This window comes from Pseudoduganella aquatica, from assembly GCF_020865585.1.
Taxonomy (GTDB): Bacteria; Pseudomonadota; Gammaproteobacteria; order Burkholderiales; family Burkholderiaceae_D; genus Rugamonas; species Rugamonas aquatica_A.
Genome location: NZ_CP086370.1, coordinates 3643065 through 3660717 on the forward strand (window position 1 = coordinate 3643065; position 17653 = coordinate 3660717).

At 68.2% G+C, this 17653-nt stretch carries 14 protein-coding genes; 8 read left to right on the top strand and 6 right to left on the bottom strand.

The annotated features are described in order from the left end of the window. Positions 1-2 precede the first annotated feature (2 nt). Entirely contained in the window at positions 3-1352 is a 1350-nt protein-coding gene (gene prsR / locus KT882_RS16230; protein ID WP_161073481.1) for a PEP-CTERM-box response regulator transcription factor, read from the top strand. Position 1353: 1 nt separating this feature from the next. Here the strand turns inward: prsR and KT882_RS16235 are convergent, their stop codons facing one another. Then, positions 1354-1986 (bottom strand): tetratricopeptide repeat protein, encoded by a 633-nt coding sequence (locus KT882_RS16235; RefSeq protein WP_228892503.1) that lies wholly within the window; start codon positions 1984-1986, stop codon positions 1354-1356. 177 nt (positions 1987-2163) lie between these two features. On the opposite strand from KT882_RS16235, the gene KT882_RS16240 reads away from it, so the two are divergent. Genes KT882_RS16240 through KT882_RS16260 form a run of 5 tightly spaced genes read left to right on the top strand, consistent with a single transcriptional unit; the run spans position 2164 to position 9612 of the window. After that, entirely contained in the window at positions 2164-4257 is a 2094-nt protein-coding gene (locus tag KT882_RS16240; RefSeq protein ID WP_228892504.1) for a glycosyltransferase, read from the top strand. A gap of 4 nt (positions 4258-4261) precedes the next feature. Beyond that, positions 4262-5764 carry an oligosaccharide flippase family protein gene (locus tag KT882_RS16245; RefSeq protein ID WP_228892505.1) on the top strand — a complete coding sequence of 501 codons (1503 nt, stop codon included), beginning with the start codon at positions 4262-4264 and terminating at the stop codon, positions 5762-5764. Positions 5765-5823: 59 nt separating this feature from the next. Next, a complete protein-coding gene (locus KT882_RS16250; RefSeq protein WP_228892506.1) occupies positions 5824-6942 on the top strand; it encodes a glycosyltransferase in 1119 nt (372 codons plus the stop codon). Further along, positions 6932-8437 (top strand): MBOAT family O-acyltransferase, encoded by a 1506-nt coding sequence (locus KT882_RS16255; RefSeq protein WP_228892507.1) that lies wholly within the window; start codon positions 6932-6934, stop codon positions 8435-8437. Before KT882_RS16250 ends, KT882_RS16255 begins: the two co-directional genes overlap by 11 nt. Before the next feature lie 2 nt (positions 8438-8439). Then, positions 8440-9612, top strand: a complete 1173-nt coding sequence (locus KT882_RS16260) for a hypothetical protein (protein WP_228892508.1) — start codon at positions 8440-8442, stop codon at positions 9610-9612. Here KT882_RS16260 and KT882_RS16265 read toward each other — a convergent pair. The 5 genes from KT882_RS16265 to KT882_RS16285 form a co-directional block, all read right to left on the bottom strand. Then, positions 9609-10385: a class I SAM-dependent methyltransferase gene (locus KT882_RS16265; RefSeq protein ID WP_228892509.1), complete on the bottom strand. Its 777-nt coding sequence runs from the start codon at positions 10383-10385 to the stop codon at positions 9609-9611. The genes KT882_RS16260 and KT882_RS16265 overlap by 4 nt on opposite strands. Before the next feature lie 30 nt (positions 10386-10415). Further along, a complete protein-coding gene (locus KT882_RS16270; protein WP_228892510.1) occupies positions 10416-11567 on the bottom strand; it encodes a glycosyltransferase in 1152 nt (383 codons plus the stop codon). Beyond that, positions 11551-12336 (bottom strand): XrtA-associated tyrosine autokinase, encoded by a 786-nt coding sequence (locus tag KT882_RS16275; protein WP_161073488.1) that lies wholly within the window; start codon positions 12334-12336, stop codon positions 11551-11553. Before KT882_RS16275 ends, KT882_RS16270 begins: the two co-directional genes overlap by 17 nt. Before the next feature lie 12 nt (positions 12337-12348). Further along, entirely contained in the window at positions 12349-13872 is a 1524-nt protein-coding gene (locus KT882_RS16280; protein ID WP_228892511.1) for an XrtA system polysaccharide chain length determinant, read from the bottom strand. Positions 13873-14007: 135 nt separating this feature from the next. Then, entirely contained in the window at positions 14008-14937 is a 930-nt protein-coding gene (locus tag KT882_RS16285; RefSeq protein WP_161073490.1) for an EDSAP-1 family PEP-CTERM protein, read from the bottom strand. A 288-nt stretch (positions 14938-15225) separates the two neighbouring features. On the opposite strand from KT882_RS16285, the gene KT882_RS16290 reads away from it, so the two are divergent. Together KT882_RS16290 and KT882_RS16295 are read left to right on the top strand one after the other, a co-directional pair. Then, complete coding sequence (locus KT882_RS16290) at positions 15226-15972, top strand: N-acyl amino acid synthase FeeM domain-containing protein (RefSeq protein WP_161073491.1); 747 nt, start codon at positions 15226-15228, stop codon at positions 15970-15972. A gap of 2 nt (positions 15973-15974) precedes the next feature. Beyond that, entirely contained in the window at positions 15975-17624 is a 1650-nt protein-coding gene (locus KT882_RS16295) for an FAD-binding oxidoreductase (protein WP_228892512.1), read from the top strand. The last annotated feature ends 29 nt before the right edge of the window (positions 17625-17653 follow it).

Below are 17653 nucleotides of genomic sequence, written 5' to 3' on the forward strand. Positions count from 1 at the left end.
CGATGCCTAAAAAGAAGCTGCTGGTGGTGGAGGACGATCCCGGCTTGCAGAAGCAGTTGCGCTGGGGCCTGGACGAGTACGACGTGCTGATCGCCGAGCGGCGCGAGCAGGCGCTGGCCCAGCTGCGGCGCCACCAGCCCTGCGTGGTGACCATGGACCTGGGCTTGCCGCCCGATCCGGACGGCGCTTCCGAAGGCTTGGCGCTGCTGCGCGACATCGTGACCGCCGCGCCGGAGACCAAGGTGATCGTCCTGTCCGGCAACCAGGACCGGGGCAATGTGCTGAAGGCGGTAGCCATGGGAGCCTATGACTTCCAGCAAAAGCCGCTGGATGCGGACCTGCTGCGGCTGGTGATACAGCGCGCCTTCTTTTTGCACGGGGTGCAGCAGGACAACCGGCGCATGCTGCAGATCGAGGCCGATTCGCCGCTGTCCGGCATTATCAGCCGCGACCCGGGCATGCTGAAGATGTGCCGCAGTGTGGAGAAGGTGGCGCCGTCGTCGGCCAGCGTGATGCTGCTGGGCGATTCCGGTTGCGGCAAGGAGCTGGTGGCGCGCGGCCTGCACCGGCTCAGCGCGCGGCGCGAACGGCGTTTTGTCGCCATCAATTGCGCCGCCATCCCCGAGCATCTGCTGGAGAGCGAGCTGTTCGGCTACGAGAAGGGCGCCTTCACCGGGGCGGCGCGGCAGACGCTGGGCAAAATCGAGCTGGCGCACGGCGGCACCTTCTTTCTCGACGAGATAGGCGACATGGCGCCGCCGCTGCAGGCCAAGCTGCTGCGCTTTTTGCAGGAGCGGGTGATAGAGCGGGTGGGCGGCCGCAGCGAGATCGCGGTGGACGTGCGCGTGGTGTGCGCCACGCACCGCAATCTGAAAACCCTGGCTGAACAGGGGCAGTTCCGCGAGGACTTGTATTACCGCCTGAGCGAGATTGTGCTGGCCATCCCGCCGCTGCGCGAGCGGGTGGGCGACCGGGTGCTGCTGGCGCAGCACTTCAAGAACCGTTTCTGCGTCAGCGAACACCGGCAGGCGCTGCATTTCCGCCCGGAGGCGCTGGCCGCCATCGATGCCTACACCTGGCCGGGCAATGTGCGCGAGATGGAAAACTGCATCAAGCGCGCCGTGATCATGGCGGAGGGCTCGCAGATTGCGCTGGAGGACCTGGGCCTGCCGGAGGTGGAGGCGCAGGCGGTGGAGAATATCGATCTGCGCCAGGCGCGCGACGCGGCCGAATACAAGGTGATGATCAAGGCGCTGGCGCGCGTGGACGGAAATATCCTGCGGGCGGCCGAACTGCTGGGGGTGAGCCGGCCGACGCTATACGATCTGATGAGCCATCACGGCATCAAGTAAGTCATTGCTGCCACTGGCCGGCTTGCTGCAGCTTGTTGCGCAGGCCGGGCAGCGGGAAACCCAGCGCGTAGGCGCGCTGGGCTGATTCGCGCGCGGCGGCGTAGTCCTTGTTCTTGATGTACAGCAGGCCCAGGTTGTAGTGGCTGGTGGCATTGTCCGGTTCGAGCTGAACGGCCGTGGCCAGGTGCTCGCGCGCCAGGTCCAACTGATTCTGAGCAAGCAGGAAGCCGGCGTAGATGGCGTGGACTTTGGCGTCCTTGGGACGGTAGCCCAGCGCGCGCTGGAAGTAGCACTCGATGTTGAACTTCGCGCCGGTGGGCTTGACGTTCTTGTCGCGCAGGACCAGCTTGGCCATGGAGCTGAGCGCACGGTGGTGGTTGGGGTAGTGCTCCAAAGTATAGGACAAGTCGCCGCCCAGATAGCTCTTGCTGCCGTGTCTGAGGTTTTCCACGTCCGGCGTGAAGTGGTGGGGCTCGATCAGGGCCAGGCCCTGGCGGTCCTCGGCGTCGTTGTAGTCGCCGCCGACCACGGTTTTGAGATAGGGCGGGCAGTCGGCACGGGCCGGTGCGGCAGCGGTGACGAGGACCAGCAGGGCAAGGCCGGAGGCAAGCAGGATGGCGGTATTGGGTTTCATGGCGAGTCGGCAAGCTTGGGTTGGACAAGGGCGGCATGGCTATGCTCATCAGTCCATTTGAACCCGTCCCGCAGGACTGGACATTGCGATGGCGCAAGCAGGTGCTTGAGAAAGGTCAAGAAGCGTCGGGCGGCCCCTTATTAGACTGGAGGACACCATCCGCCGAGGAGACGCGCCGTGCTCACTGTAATCATCGCAAGCCGCAATGGCGCCGCCACGTTGCCGCGCGTGCTGGAGGCCTACTGCGGCCTGGCGCAGCCGGCGCAAGGCTGGCGCATGCTGGTGGTCGACAATGGCAGCACGGACAGTACCCGCGCCATACTCGACAGCTACGCCGGGCGCTTGCCGCTGCGTTGCCTGCACGAGCCCAGACCGGGCAAAAACGTGGCGCTGAACCGTGCCCTGGCGGCGGCGCTCGAACTGGCGGAGCCGCAAGGCGGACTGTTCGTCTTCAGCGACGACGATGCCACGCCCGCGTCCGACTGGCTGCTGCGGCTGGCGGAGACGGCCCAGGCGCAGCCGGGATACGCGGTCTTCGGCGGCAGTATTGTGGCGGACTGGGCGGAGCCGCCGCCGGATTGGGTGCTGCGCCTGGCGCCACTGGGCATGACCTTTGGCATCACCTCGCCCAGCCTGCCGGAAGGGCCGGTGTTTCCGGGCCTGGTCTGGGGCGCCAATATGGCGGTGCGGCGCGCGGTGTTCGAGGCGGGCTACCGTTTCGACGAGCAGGTGGGGCCGAATGGCGGGGCCTATGCGATGGGCAGCGAAACCCAGCTGACGCGGCGCTTGAGCAGCGCCGGCTATCTGCCGTGGTTTTGTCCGGCGGCGCGCGTGGCTCACCACATCCGCACGCACCAGACCGAGGCCGGGCATATCCTGCAGCGGGCCTGGAGTTTCGGACGCGGCAAGTGCCGGCAGGACATCCAGGCCGGACGCGGGCCGTATCCTTATCTGTTGCGTGTGCCGCGCTGGATGTGGAAGCGGCTGCTGCTGGAGAGCGGCGGCCTGGCGCTGGCGCTGCTGCGGGGCGATGCCGACCAGCAATTCCTCCGGCGCTGGGAGAGCGCCTATTTGCGCGGATATATCCGGGAGGCGTGGCGCGGGCCGCCGGTCGGCGGGCGGCGGGTGCTGATTACCGGCTACTCAGGCGCCCTGGGCGGCATGGAATTGCGCATGGCGCAGGAGGCGCGCTTCCTGAATGCGGCGGGTTGCGACACCACGCTGGCGCTGCACCGTTTTCCGGGCAGCGCGGCCTGGAGCAGAGCCTTGCGGGCCGAACGCATTGCCGCGTCCGAGCTGACCATGCCGCTGTTCTTCGAGGAATGGCGCTGGCGGCGCCTGAACCGCTGGCGCGCCATGCTGTGGACGCGGCGCGCGCTGCAACGCCACAGGGCCGACCTGGTCCATGTGGCGTTTTGCTGGACCGGCTATGGCGCGTCCGCGCTCTGGCTGGCGCAGCGCTGCGGCTTGCCTGCCGTGGTCAGCGTGCACAACGCCTTTCCTCCGGTGGAGTACGGCCCCTGGCATCGGCGCCTGCTGGCGCAGGCTTTCAGCGCGGTGAAGGGGATATACGCGGTGTCCGAGTCTGCCCTGCAGCACTTTATGGCGCTGTACCACCCCTATATCCAGCCGGGGACGCGGCTGGCGGTGATCCCCAACGGCGTCGACACGCGCCGCTTCCGGCCGTCTCCGGGCCTGCGCGCCGAAGCCCGGCGTGGCTGGGCGATACCGCCGGGCAGCCTGGTAATGGGTTCGGTGGCGCGGCTGGCCGAGCAAAAGCGGCCGCAGGCGGCGCTGGCGCTGCTGGCCGCGCTCAGGGTGGAGTTTCCGCATCTGTATCTGGTGCTGGTGGGCGACGGGCCGCTCGAGACGGCGCTGCGGCGCCAGGCGCAGGAACTGGGCGTGGCCGATTACGTGGTGTTTACCGGTTTTCAGGTCGAGGTGGAACGCTTGTTGCCGGGCATGGATGTGCACGTGCTGCTGAGCCGCAACGAGGGCTTTGGCATTGCCACCATCGAGGCCATGGCCTGCGGCGTGCCGGCCGTGGGCACCGATGTGCCGGGTACGGCGGACGTGCTGCGCGGCTGCGCGGGCGGTGTGCTGGCGCCGCTGGACGAGCCGGAGGCGCTGCGCCATGCGGTAGCCGCGCTGCTGCGCGATCCGGCGCGGCGCGCTTGTATGGGGCAGAGCGGGCGGCACGAGGCGGAACGCCTGTACAGCCAGGAGCAAGTGGGCGAGATGGTGCAAGCCTTCTATCGCGGCCTGGTGTAAAGCCATGACGGACGCCGCGCACAGCCAGGCAGCCGTCGCTGCCGCAGCGCCGGGGCCGCTGCCCTTGAGGCGCTCGCTGGCGCTGTCCTTTGTCGAGAAGTACGCCTTGCTGCTGCTGGCGCTGGCCGGCAGCATGGTGCTGGGCCGCCTGCTCACGCCCGCCGAGACCGGCGTGTATTCGGTTGCCGCCGTGCTGGCCGGGCTGGCGCAAGTGCTGCGCGACTTCGGCGTGGGGCAGTACCTGGTGCAGGAAAAGGACTTGACGCCGGCCAAGCTGCGCGCGGCACTGTGCGTGTCCGTGGGCAGCGCCTGGACGCTGGGCCTGCTGGTGCTGCTGGCCGCGCCGCCGCTGGCGGCATTCTACCAAGCGCAGCAGTTGCGGCCCGTGCTGCAATTGCTGGCCCTGAACTTCCTGATGGTGCCGTTCACCTCGCTCACGGTATCGATGCTGCGGCGGCAGATGCGCTTCGCCTCCATCCTGCTGGTCAATGCGGCGGCCGCCTGCGTGCAGTTGGCCTGCTCGGTGTGGCTGGCGTGGCGCGGCTGGGGCAGCCTGAGCCTGGCTTGCGGCGCGGCGGCGGGCAGTGCGGCCGCGCTGCTGGCCAGCGTGGCGCTGCGTCCGGCGGGACTGCCGTGGCTGCCGCACTGGCGTGGCGCCGGTACTGTGCTGCGCTACGGCGGCTACGCGGCGGGCGGCGGGCTGATCGACCAGGCGGGCGTGGCGGCGCCCGACCTGATCGTGGGCAAATTGATCGGCGTGGCCGGCGCCGGTATCTACGGCAAGGCCCAAAGCGTCATCAATCTGTTCAACCAGGCCATCACCAGCGCCGTCTCGCCGGTGGCGTTTTCGCTGTATGCGGCGCAGGCGCGCGCCGGGCAGGACGCGCGCGCAGCCTACCTGAAAACCATCAGCTGCATGACGGCGCTGGCCTGGCCTTTTTTTGCCGGCCTGGGCCTGATGGCGCAGCCTGTCGTGCGCTTGCTGTACGGCGATCAATGGGATGCAACGGTCCCTTTGATCCAGGTCATATCCCTGGGGGCCGCGCTCTATAGCATGTTCAGTATGGCGCGCTATCTGTTCCTCGCCGGCGGCCATGTGCGGGAGCAGGCCCGGCTGGACGCGATGTCGGTGGCGGTGCGCATCGCGGCGGTGCTGCTGGCCGCGCCGTTCGGCCTCGATTATGTGGCCTGGGGCCTGCTGGCAGGCGCGCTGGGGCGCAGCTGGTTCACATGGCGCTGCCTGGCGCGGCTGAGCGGGCTAGCGCTGGGGCCGCAGTGCGCGGCCGTGGCGCGCAGCGCGGTGCTGGCCGGCCTGAGCTCGCTGGCGCCGCTGGCCGCGCGCATGACCTTGCCGTCCGGGCCATTCCAGCTGCTGGCGGCCGGCGCCGGGGGCTTGCTGCTGTGGGTGGCGGGCGTGCTGTGGCTGGAACACGAGCTGGCGGCCGAGCTGCGGCGGATGCAAGGGCTGCTGGCCGGGCACCGATGGCGCTTCTGGAAGGTCAATTAGGCGTCATCGGACGTCAACAAGGGGAGGCCGCGATGCGCGTGGGCATATTGTCATATCCAATGCTATTCCAGCGCGAGGGCGGCCTGCAGGTGCAGGTGCGCGAAACCATCGCGGCCCTGAACAGCCTGGGCCAGGTCAATGGACGCGCTTTGCAGGTCGAGCTGGCCGACCCGAACCGCAAGCGCCTGGATGAATACGACCTGATACATGTGTTTGCCGCCATCAATGGCAACCATCGCGTGGTGGAGGCGGCGCGGGAAATGGCGGTGCCGGTGGTGCTGTCGCCGCTGGTGTCGCCGGGCTGGAACCGGGCCAACGGCATGCAGGCGCGCATGGCTGACCGCCTGGCGGGGCGGCTGACCGCCTGGAATGTGCAGACCAGCTACGCGCAGATGAAAAGCGCGCTGCAGCTGGCGCAGCTGGTGATCGCGCTGGGAGACGCGGAACGCTCCGCCATCATGGCCGGCTTCCAGATCGATGCCGCCAAAATCCGCGTCTTCCCCAACGGCATAGGACCGCAGTTCTTCCGCGCCGAGCCCGAGCTGTTCCGGCGCCGCACTGGACTGGTGGGGCCGTTCGTCATGATGGCGGGCAGCATTTCGCCATACAAGAACCAGCTGGGCCTGGTGCAGGCGCTGGACGGCTGCGGCATACCGGTGGTGCTGATCGGCCATGCGTCGCGCGAATTCCAGCCCTATCTGAAAACCATCCTTGACATGCCGTGGGCGCGCTGGCTGGGCGAACTGCCGCACAACGATCCGCTGCTGGCGAGCGCCTATGCGGCAGCGTCGGTGGTGGCTTTGCCCAGCCAGGGGGAAGTGCAGCCCTTGTCGGCGCTGGAGGCGCTGGCGGCGGGCACGCCGGTGGTGCTGACCAAGGACAACGCCCTGCATCTGCCAGAGAGCGAATTTGCGCTCAAGGAAGTAGCGTGGGACGACGGCGCCAGCCAGCGCGAAGCCGTCCTGGCGCTGATGGCCGCGCGGCCGGAACGGCGGGCGGTGAGGGCGCTGGTGGCGCACCATACGTGGCAGCGTGTGGCGGCGCAGATTGCGCCGTGCTACGCCGAACTGATCTCCGCCGAACGGGCCAACGGCAGGGCGGCGGCCTGGCATGGGGACGCGGCGTGCAGTGCGGCCGACGGCGGGCGGCCGGCGCCGGGAGCAGGGCATGCTGTTTAACTCGTTCGGCTTCCTGTTCCTCTACCTGCCGGCGGTGCTGGCAGGATATTTTCTGCTTGGCCGCGTCCATGCGCGCTGGGCGGCGGCCTGGCTGGCGGCCGCCTCGCTGTTCTTCTACGGCTACTGGGACGTGCGCTTCCTGCCCTTGCTGCTGGCATCCATCTGCGGGAATTACTGCGCCGGCCTGCTGATCGCGCGGGCGCACGGCCCGGCCCGCAAACGCCGGCTGTGCGGCGCCCTGTGCGCCAACTTGCTGCTGCTGGCTTACTACAAATACGCCAATTTCTTTGCCGCCGCGCTGATGGAGCCCGGCGCGGACTGGCGCGGCTGGGACATTGTGCTGCCCATCGGCATTTCCTTCTTCACGTTCACGCAGATCGCTTTCCTGGTCGACTGCTACCGTGGCGAAGTAAGGGACGGCAACTTCATCCACTATATGCTGTTCGTCAGCTATTTCCCGCACCTGGTGGCGGGGCCGGTGCTGCACCACAAGGAAATGATGCCGCAATTCGCCGATCCGGACAATGCGCGTCCGCGCAGCGCCAATTTCGCGGTCGGCCTGTCGATCTTCGTGTTGGGCCTGGCCAAGAAGGTGCTGCTGGCCGATACGCTGGCGCCGCTGGCTGCCCCGGTTTTCGCGGCGGGCGCCCATCCGCAGCTGGTCGAGGCCTGGACCGGCGTGCTGGCCTACAGCTTCCAGCTGTATTTCGATTTTTCCGGCTACTCCGACATGGCCATCGGCCTGTCGCTGCTGTTCGGCGTGCGGCTGCCGCTCAATTTCAACTCGCCATACAAGGCGCGCAATATCAGCGAATTCTGGCGCCGCTGGCATATGACGCTGTCGCGCTTCCTGCGCGACTATCTCTACATCGCCCTGGGCGGCAACCGCGCCGGCCGCGCGCGGCGCTATGCCAATCTGATGGCGACGATGGTGCTGGGCGGCCTGTGGCACGGCGCCGGCTGGACCTTTGTGGCCTGGGGCGCCATGCACGGCGGCTACCTGGTGCTGCATCAGGGCTGGCTGCGCTGGCGCGGCGCGGCGGCCAGCGCCCCGGCCTGGTGGGGCGCGCCCCTGACTTTCCTGGCCGTGATGCTGGCATGGGTGGTGTTCCGCGCCCCCGATCTGGCCACCGCCGGCGACCTGCTGGGTGCGCTGGCCGGCGCCAACGGCGTGTCCTTGCCGCGCGCGCTGCAAGGCGTGGCGGCGCCGCTTGCGCAGTTGGGAATGCATCCGGAATTCAAAGGCCTGCGCTGGATGGAGCTGGACGGGCCTGGCCTGCCCGTGCTGCTGCTGTCGGCCGTGCTGGCGTTCGCTGCGCCCAACACGCAGGAAATATTCTGTCATTACCAGCCCTGCATTGAAAGAATATTCCGCACCATGCCGGGACGGGCGTGGCGGCCCAGCCCGGGATGGGGGCTGGCCCTGGCGGCGCTGTTCATCTCCTGCGTGTTCAATATGAACCGCGTCTCCGAATTCCTCTATTTCCAATTCTGACCATGCGCGCCTATCTGAGCTTGTTCTGCGGCCTGTCGGCCGGCGTGGTGGGCGCGGTGGCTGCGCTCAACTACGCGGTCGATCCCTATCTGACACACCAGTGGAATACGCCGCCGGTGCAGCTGCTGCGCCCGATGCGCGAGCGGCTGGGGCCGTGGGCCAAGACCTATGCGCTGGCGCGCTACCGGCCGGCGCTGGTGTATGTGGGGAATTCGCGCACCGAGGTGGCCTTGCCTGCGCATCCCTCGCTGTTCGGCGGGCGGCCGGTGTTCAATGCCGCGCTTTCGGGCGCGACCATGAACGACGCGGGCATGATGGCGCACCACGCCGTGCAGGTGGCCAAGGTGGACACGCTGGTGTGGGGCCTGGACGCGCCCTCATTCCACCTCGGGACCGGCAACACCGAGCTGGACGAGGCGCTGCTGGCCGACGGCCCGGGCTATCTGGCACGGCGCAGCTTGCTGAATCTGAAGCGCGCGGTCAGCCTGGAGATGGCGGGCGATGCGCTGCGCGTGCTGAGCGGCAGTTACGAGCCGGTGTGCCGCTCCAGCCTGGCCTTTCTGGGCCAGCGCGATGCGGCCTGCCTGATGCACCGCTTTGCCACACGAGGCAGCAAGGCCGCCGCTGTACTGCCGAGGCTGGGCGAGTTTGTGCGCGGCGAAGGGCCGGCCGCCGGCGCCCTCGCAGTGTTCCACCGGCGTCTGGACGAGTTGTGCAGCCTGGGAACGCGGGTGCGCTTGTACGTCAATCCCACCCACGCCTTGATGCAGGACGCGCTGTACTGGGCAGGGAAGGCCGAGCCGGCGGAAGCCTGGCTGCGCGCGCTGACGGCGGCGGCGGCCCGCAGGCGGGCGGCTGGCTGCGATGTGACGCTGCATGATTTCTCAGGCTACAACAGCGTGACCACCGAGCCGTTGCCGCAGGCCGGCGGCGGGGCGGACATGGGCTACTACTGGGAGCCGTCGCATTACCGCGAGAATGTGGGGCGCATGATACTGGCCCGCCTGTTCGGCGGCGCGTCCGCCGCGCCGGACGGTTTCGGTGCGGAGCTGATGCCGTCCAATGTGGAGCAGCACCTGTCGGCCATGCATGTGGCGCGCGAGCGCTATCACGCCGAGCATGCACCCGAGACCGCGCTCGCCAGGCAAGCCGCGCTGGCGGCCAAGACGCCCTAGCCGTGCCCGCCGGCGCGGCGCGTCAGCAGGGCGCAGCCTTTTTCGCATGGTTTGCTGCTGTGTTCGAATTCAGGAAATTCCTCTCTCCACAGCGCCAGGATGCGCTGCTCGCCGGGACGGTCACTGTCGTCGAGGAAGACCACGGCGCCGTCGGCCAGCAGCGGAAACAGCGCCGGCCCGGCTGGATAGCGCGCCAGCTGGCGGGTCGCTTGCGGCGGCCCGTCGATCACCAGCAGATCGACCTGGGCCGGCTGCGGCAATGCGCCGCGCAGCGCGTCGGGCGCATACCAGGGCCAGGTGGCGGCGCCGAACTGCTGCGGCTGCAGCGGCGCGTCCAGCACCCGCGCCCAGGCGCTCAGTCCGTGGCGCTCCAGTTCGCGCCGCGTGTGCTGGGCATACAGCGGGTCGTGCTCCAGGCTATACACCATGCCCGAACCATTCAGCTGCATGCAGCGCGCCAGCACCAGCGTCGAGGTGCCGCTGCTGCACTCGAGCACCACCTGCGGGCAGGCCGCTTGCGCGTGGCGCGCCAGCTCCAGCAACAGGTCGGGCGACGCGGCCCAGCCGCGCGTGGCGGGCAGGCTGCGGCACAGGTTCAGCTCGGCGTACAAACCTTGCAGGGCCTCCAGCTGGCGATACAGGCTTGCCGGTTCGCGCAGCGCATGGTCGCGTACTTCGTGCAGCAGCAGGTGGACCAGGCGCACCTTGTGCAGCGTGTAGCCGCACAGCAGCAGAATGAAGAGCACGAACAGGAAGGATGTGGAGGAGAGCATGGCTGCCTTTCAGCGAGGGAGGTTGGGCCGTCAACGCGCCGCGCGCGCCAGCAGGGTGTCGTACAGGGTCAGGTAACGGTCGGCCACCGCCGCCAGGCTGTGATGGGTCAGCACCAGGCGGCGTCCGCGCTGGCCGTGGCGGCGCGCCAGGCCGGGAATGCGGTAATAGTCCGCGATGGCGTCGGCCAGCAGCTCGGGCTGCCCGGGCGGCACCAGGGTGCCGGTCCAGCTGGCCTGCACCAGCTGCGGATTGGCGCCGGCCATCACGGCCACCACCGGCAAGCCGCTGGCCATGGCCTCCAGGATGCGCAGATTGGCGCCGCACGCGGGCGCCGGCGCGGGGGCGGGCGCGACAAACACGTCCATCGAGCGCATCAGGCGCGCCGTATCGTCGCGCGCGCCGGGCAGCCAGGCCAGGTGGGCCATGCCGGCCGCGCACAGCATGGCTTTGCACATGTCGCGGCAGGGGCCGTCGCCGGCGATAATGAGGCGCAGCGGCGTGTCGTTGCGGTCCTGCTCGGTCACCATCAGCTGAAAGGCCCGCACCAGCGAAACATGGTCCTGCTCGCTGTCCATGGGACCGGCCGCGCCGACGACAAAGGCGTGCTCGCACAGGAAGTCGGGCGGCCCCACGGTGGCCGGCGCCAGGCCCAGGCGCGGGTGGAACTGGGTGCTGTCGATGGCGCCGTGGGCCGGATGGATGCGGACCTGGCAGGCGCCCAGCACCTCGCCCAGCCAGCGGCCCAGGCTAGCGCCCCAGCCCTGGCGCGGCGGCAGGCTGTCGGCGGGCTGGGCGTTGGGCAGGCGGATGCGGATACCGGCCAGCGCCGCCAGCAGCTGGGCGCGCACGCTGCGGCTGTGCACCAGGTCCGGCCGCAGGCGGCGCAGCAGCCGGTACAGGCGCAAGCTGGCTGACCAGCCCAACCCGCTGCCCCGGCTTAAGCTCATCACCTGCACGGCGGCGCCGTTGCGGCGCAACTCGCAGTCCAGGTCGCCCTGCAGGGTCAGCACCACGTGGCGGTAGCGGCCGGCGGGCATCATGCGCAGCAGCTTGAACAGGCTGTCGTCGCGGCCGTCGCCGGGCAGGCGGTCGAGCAGGTGCAGCACCAGGGGCGCTTCGGCGGGAATGCCGGGCGCGGCGGCGCGGCTGGCGGCGGGCCTGGCACTATTCGTAATAGCCATAATATTCCGTGCCTGGAAAAGCCTTGATCTTGTTGTAGATCAGGTCGATGTGCTTGCAGGAGTCCAGCAGGCGCAGGGCCTCGCGCACCGCGTTCTGGGTGGTGGCTTCGGCCTCCACCACCAGCACCACCTGGCCCATCTGCGCCGCCAGCACGCTGGCCTCGGTGGTGATCAGCAGCGGCGGCGAATCGAAGATGACGATGCGGTCCGCATAGCGGTTGGAAATTTCACTGAGCAGGGTGCTCATGCTGCGGCTGGCCAGCAGTTCGGTCGCGTGGCGGTTGCTGCGCCCGGCCGGCAGGATGCTGAGGGCGGGCACATTGGTCTTCAGGATGACGTCGGCCAGTTCCAGTTCGTCGTTGATCAGGATGTCCATCAGCCCCGCCTCGGCGCCCAGGCCCAGCACCTTGAGCACCGAGGGCCGGGCCACGTCGGCGTCCACCAGCAGCACCGTGATGTCGCGTTCCATGGCGATGCTCATGGCCAGGTTGATGGCGCAATAGGTCTTGCCTTCGCCGGGCAGCGCGCTGGTGACCACGATCAGGTTGCCGTTGCGGATGGCGGACGGGCTGTCGCCGCGCACATTGCGCAGCAGCGGACGCTTGATGATGCGGAAGTCTTCCGCCGCCGGCGTGCGTCCGCCCTCGTGCGTGACCATGCCCATCTGGGCCAGGCGTTCCAGGTCGAGCTCGACGTGGCGCTGGCCGCGCGCCGGGCTGCCGGCAGGCAGTAGTTCGGCCGCCGCGCCCTGCTTGTCGGATAGTGTCATGGGATCTCCGGGTTATTGCAGCAAGGCGGCCGTCAGCACGCCACTATAGGACAGCAGCAAACAGCCCAGCGCCGCGCCAAAGCCGGCCAGGCTGCGGCGCCGCTTGATTTGCTGGGCCGGGGTCCAGTTCATGGTGACCGTGCCCAGCACATTCATGCCGGTGAACATGCGCAGTTCGGCCGGACTGAGGAAGGTGGGGCGCACCTGGGTAATCATCAGCGCCGCGGCGGCGCCCGCCGCCAGCGCGGCCACCAGCACGCCGCTGTACAGCAATGCGCGCTTTGGCCCGACCGGGCGCATGGGGATGGTGGGCGGGTCGATAATCTTGAAGCTCATCATTTCGGTGGTGGAGCTGAGGTCGCCGGACAGCTTGGCCACCTCGCGCCGGCTGAGCAGCTTTTCATAGTTGTCCTTGTTGACCTGGTAGTCGCGGTTCAGCTGCGCCAGTTGCGCCTCGGCCTCGGGCACGGCCTGGCTCTGCGCCTCCAGCCTGGCGTGGCGCGCCGCCAGTTCCTGCACCCGCACCTTGGCCGCGGCCACCTTGGCGTCGGCCTCGGTCAGCGCCACCTTCAGCTGCTGCAGCATGGGGCTGAAGTTCTTGCCGGGGTCGCTGGACGCGGGCCGGTTCTTGCTCTCTTCCAGCTTGCGCTGCTCGAGCTGCGCGACCAGGCGCCTGGTGGAGGCGATGTCGGGATGCAGTTCGGTGTACTGCAGGCGCAGCGCGTCGAGGTTTTTGTTGAGGGCGGTGATGCGGGCGTCGATCTCCGGGTTGTCGATGGCGGACGGGGCCACATCGCCCAGGATGGGCTCGTCGCCGGTGGTTTGCGCGCGGATGGCGTTGCGCGACTGTTCGGCCTCCATCAGCTCCAGCTTGGCGCCGTTCAGCGCGTCGGACGACATGAGCAGCTGGGAGCCGTAGTCCAGGCCCTGGCGCGGCAGCAGGGCGTTGTGGGCCATCTTGAACTCCTTGACGGTGTTCTCGGCCGCCACCAGCTTGTCCTCGTAGGACTTGATCTGGTCGTCGATGAACTGCACCGCCTTTTGCGACTCGCCCTTTTTGCCCTTGAAGCTGCCTTCGACGAAGATGGTCAGCAGCGACTGCACCACGTCGCGCACCAGGCGCTGATTGGGGCTGTTGTAGGTGATGGTGTAGATGTCGTAGCTGCCGGTGCTGGCGATCTTGATCTTGCTGAGCAGCTCCTCGATCTGCAGCTCGTGGTCGCGCGCCGAGGTGGTGTTCAGGTCCATGTCCACCATGCGGATCACGCGCTCGATGTTGGGCCGGCTCAGCAGGGTGCGGCTCATGATGGCCACCTGCTGCTCCACGTTGGGCACGCTGGTCATGCCCGACAGCAGTGGCTTGAGTACGGTCTGGGTGTCGACGAAGACGCGCGCCGAGGTCTGGTAGTTGTCCGGCAGCGTGGCGACCTTGATCCAGCCTCCCACGGCCACCAGCCACGCCACCGCGATGGCGGGCCAGCGGTACTTCCAGATGCCGCGTATGTGGGTCAGCAGCTGATTGATTAACTCTTCCATGGCACGGGGCTCCTGAACGTCGGCGGATGCTGTCCTGCTGGTCCGATTATAGGAGCGCTCTGCTGCGGCCCAGGCTGTAACTGCGCTGGGCTTGAGCCGCATCAAGAAGTCGCGTTGCGATCGCACCGCCCCCCGCTAGTGCTGGCGCCGGCGGCTCAGCAGCGACATGCTCAGCAGCCCGGCGGCGAGCACCGCCAGCGTGCCCGGCTCGGGCAGTTCCTGCTGCAAGGCGTTGGCCAGCGAGTTGTGCTGGATGGTGATCTGGTAGGTCTGGCCAACCGCCAGCAGCCCGGTGGTGGCGGTGAAGAAGGCCGAGCCCGGCGCGTAGATCAGGTCGTTCGGCGCGCCGTCGGTGGCGCTGACGGTGCTGGCCGCGTTGAGCGCGTTCGGCGCGAAGTTGAGCACCGTGGTGCCGGTGGTGATGTTGACGATGCTGAGCGACCAGGACAGGCGGGCATTGGCGTTCGAGACCGGACCGGCGCCGGGCGTGACCAGGGCGCGCGTGTAGGGATCGCCGTCGAAGGCGATGGTCATGGTGTCGGCCGCGCCCAGCACGAAGGCGAAGGTGGTGGAGGTGCCGACGTCCGAATTGCCGGAGGCCACCGCGTTGACGGCGGTCGAGGCATCCGCGCGGGTCGAGGCGTTGGCCCCGGCCGGGGTGGCGCCGACGATGATGGAGGCGCCGGTCAGGCGCTGGTCGGCGTGGCCGTAGGTGCTGGTCACGGGCGGAATGCCGGCGATGGGCGTATAGGTGTCCGGCGCGACAGGGCAGGGCCCGACGCATTGCTGGGCCACATTGGGCGGCACCGGGTTCTGGATGGGGCGCGAATCGGCGCCGTTGGCGAACACGTTGTTGAGCCCGGCGGTGGCGTGGGCATCGTTGGTGCCGGTCAGCGTGGAGAAGTCGGCCGTGCTGAACGCCACGCCGCTCGAGTGCAGCAGGCGGAAGTTGCTGATGTTCAGGATGGACGAGGCGAACGTTGCCGCCTGGGCCGGCGCTGCGGCGGTCAGCCCCAGGCTGGCTGCCATGGCTGTGAGCAGGAAACCTTTTTTGATGATGTTCATGACGTGCTACTCCTTTGAGTGAACTCCGGGTTGACGGCTGGGAGGGGGCCGTTACACCTTTAACAGCAGCATCCGTGCCAAGCAAATTTATCGATATAAATCAACGGCTTGCGTATTGGATGCGGCGTCCGGCGGGGGCTATGCCAAGGAAAGCGACACTGGCCGCAGGCGGCCTCGGCAAACAATTTGGACCCGACGGGAACTTTTCCCGGATCTGCTTGTCTGAAAGAACTGAGCCCGGTTCGCTGTACGTGCCGGCCGCGAATTGACTAGCAAAGGAGCGCGAGCGTGCACCAAGAAGACGACACCATCATTTCCTTTGACGCGACGACGGGGCTGAGCGACCTTGTCATCGGCGAAGGACTGGCCACCCCGGAGTTGGACCATCCGATCGACCAGCAAATCTTTCATATCCGCATGGCCAACTCACGCGGCCGGCGCGAAGCGGCCACGCTGCTGCTGAAAAAAATGTACGGCTGGCGCGGCTACGACGTCGACCCGTCGGCGCACCACGTGCTGAACCGCATTACGCTGTACGCGGAAACCGGCGGCGTCACCGTCGGCACCATGTCGCTGTGCCTGGACGATCCCCAGCTCGGCCTGCCGGCCGATGAAAATTTCCGCGACAAGCTGGACGGCCTGCGGGTCCGCCAGCGCCGCCTGTGCGAGCCGTCCCGGCTGGCGATAGACAAGGGCGTATCCAAGCGCGTGTTCGCCGCGCTGATCCATATCTCCTATATCTATGCGCACAACATTCACGGATTCTCCGACTACGTCATCGAGGTCAACCCGCGCCACGTGATGTTCTACAAGCGCATGCTGGGCTTCCAGGACTTCGGCGGCCAGCGCGAATGCAGCCGGGTCGGCGCGCCGGCCGTGCTGCTGCGCCTGGAGCTGGACTATATGGGCGAGCAGATCCGCAAATTCGGCGGCCTGATGGAGCAGCAGACCACCGAGCGTTCCTTTTACCCGTATTTCTTCCCCATCTGGGACGAGCCCGGCATTACCTCGCGCCTGGTGCAGGGGAGGAATTAGCCATGAGCGTTCCGCAAGCTGCCGGACAGGCAGCGGGCCTGGCCGAGGCGCTGGCGCAATGGCGCATGCTGCTCGGGCCGCAGCGCGTGCTGGACGATGGCGCCACGCTGGCGGCCTATGCGAGCAGCACGTCGTCATGGAGCGCCCGGCCGGCTGCGGTGCTGCGGCCGCATACGCGCGGCGAAGTGGAAGCGCTGGTGCGCATCGCGGCGGCCAGGGGGATTGCGCTGTACCCCATCAGCACCGGCAGGAACTGGGGCTATGGCGACGCGTGCGCGGCCACGGCCGGCCAGGTGATCGTCGACCTGAGCGGCATGAACCGCGTCCGCGAAGTCAATGCGAAGCTGGCCTACGTGGTGATAGAGCCCGGCGTGACGCAGCAGCAGCTGTCGCAATATTTGCTGTCGGAGAATTTGCCATTGTGGATGGACAGCACGGGCGCCGGGCCGGACACCAGTTTGATGGGCAATATCCTCGAGCGCGGCTTTGGCCACAGTCCCTATGGCAACCGTTTCCAGAATGTGTGCGGCATGGAAATCGTGCTGGCCGGCGGCGAGGTGCTGCAGACCGGCTTCGGCCATTTTCCCGCCAGCCGCAACAGCCGCGTGTTTCCCTACGGCCTGGGGCCGTGGCTGGACGGCTTGTTTACGCAGTCCAATTTCGGCATCGTCACCAGCGTCGGCCTGTGGCTGATGCCGAAAACCGGGGCCATCAACCATTTCCTGTGCAGCGTGGAGCGCCACGAGGACATTGCGCCGGTGGTGGACGCCTTGCGGCCCCTGCGGCTGGACGGCACGTTGCGCAGCATTGTTCATATCGGCAATGACCTGCGCGTGATTTCCGGCGGCGCCACCTATCCGCACGAACGGGCCGGCGGCGCCTCGCCGCTGCCGGCCGCCTTGCGGGCGCAGCTGCGCCGCGAGGCCGGCGTGGGCGCCTGGACCGTGTCCGGCGCGCTGTACGGCAGCGCTTGCCAGGTGGCGTGCGCGCGCCGCGCGGTGCGGCAGGCGCTGCGCCACACCGGCGCCAGGCCGCAGTTCATCGACGAGCGCAAGCTGGCCGTGGCCGGCTGGATGGCCGGCCTGCTGGGCGAGCGGCCGGCCGGCCGGCGGCTGCGCGCCAAGGTGGCGCTGGGCCGCTCCCTGTTCGACATGAACAAGGGCATACCCAACGGACGCTTCCTGGCCGGCGCCTACTGGCGCAGGCGCGGCGGCCTGCCGCCGGGCTTTCCCGGCGGCGCCAACCCGGCGCTGGACAACTGCGGCCTGCTGTGGGTGTCGCCCGTGCTGCCCATGTGCGGCGAGGACCTGCTGCGCGTGCATGCGCTGGCCGAGCCGATCTTCCGCCTGCACGGCTTCGACCTGTTCGCCACCTTCAGCATGATCAACGAGCGGGCGCTGGGCGGCGTGATCACCGTGGCCTACGACAAGGACAGCCCGGACGAGACCGCGCGCGCCATGATGTGCTACCGCCAGCTGTTCGACACCGTCATGGAGGCCGGCTACATTCCCTACCGCGTCGGCCTGCAGTCCATGGCCGATCTCGACAGCGGCGGCGACAGCTACTGGCGCGTGGCCGCCCGCCTGAAGGCCGCGCTGGACCCGCAAGGCATTATCGCGCCCGGCCGCTACCAGCCGCCGGCGCGGGTTTAGCGCCGGACCTGGCATACGCTGCAGCGGCA

Bases quoted from the DNA above. Each gene is read 5' to 3' on its own strand.
- prsR (WP_161073481.1), top strand. From the start codon at position 3: ATGCCTAAAAAGAAGCTGCTGGTGGTGGAGGACGATCCCGGCTTGCAG.
- KT882_RS16235 (WP_228892503.1), bottom strand. From the start codon at position 1,986: ATGAAACCCAATACCGCCATCCTGCTTGCCTCCGGCCTTGCCCTGCTG.
- KT882_RS16245 (WP_228892505.1), top strand. From the start codon at position 4,262: ATGACGGACGCCGCGCACAGCCAGGCAGCCGTCGCTGCCGCAGCGCCG.
- KT882_RS16250 (WP_228892506.1), top strand. From the start codon at position 5,824: ATGCTATTCCAGCGCGAGGGCGGCCTGCAGGTGCAGGTGCGCGAAACC.
- KT882_RS16255 (WP_228892507.1), top strand. From the start codon at position 6,932: ATGCTGTTTAACTCGTTCGGCTTCCTGTTCCTCTACCTGCCGGCGGTG.
- KT882_RS16260 (WP_228892508.1), top strand. From the start codon at position 8,440: ATGCGCGCCTATCTGAGCTTGTTCTGCGGCCTGTCGGCCGGCGTGGTG.
- KT882_RS16265 (WP_228892509.1), bottom strand. From the start codon at position 10,385: ATGCTCTCCTCCACATCCTTCCTGTTCGTGCTCTTCATTCTGCTGCTG.
- KT882_RS16270 (WP_228892510.1), bottom strand. From the start codon at position 11,567: ATGGCTATTACGAATAGTGCCAGGCCCGCCGCCAGCCGCGCCGCCGCG.
- KT882_RS16275 (WP_161073488.1), bottom strand. From the start codon at position 12,336: ATGACACTATCCGACAAGCAGGGCGCGGCGGCCGAACTACTGCCTGCC.
- KT882_RS16280 (WP_228892511.1), bottom strand. From the start codon at position 13,872: ATGGAAGAGTTAATCAATCAGCTGCTGACCCACATACGCGGCATCTGG.
- KT882_RS16285 (WP_161073490.1), bottom strand. From the start codon at position 14,937: ATGAACATCATCAAAAAAGGTTTCCTGCTCACAGCCATGGCAGCCAGC.
- KT882_RS16295 (WP_228892512.1), top strand. From the start codon at position 15,975: ATGAGCGTTCCGCAAGCTGCCGGACAGGCAGCGGGCCTGGCCGAGGCG.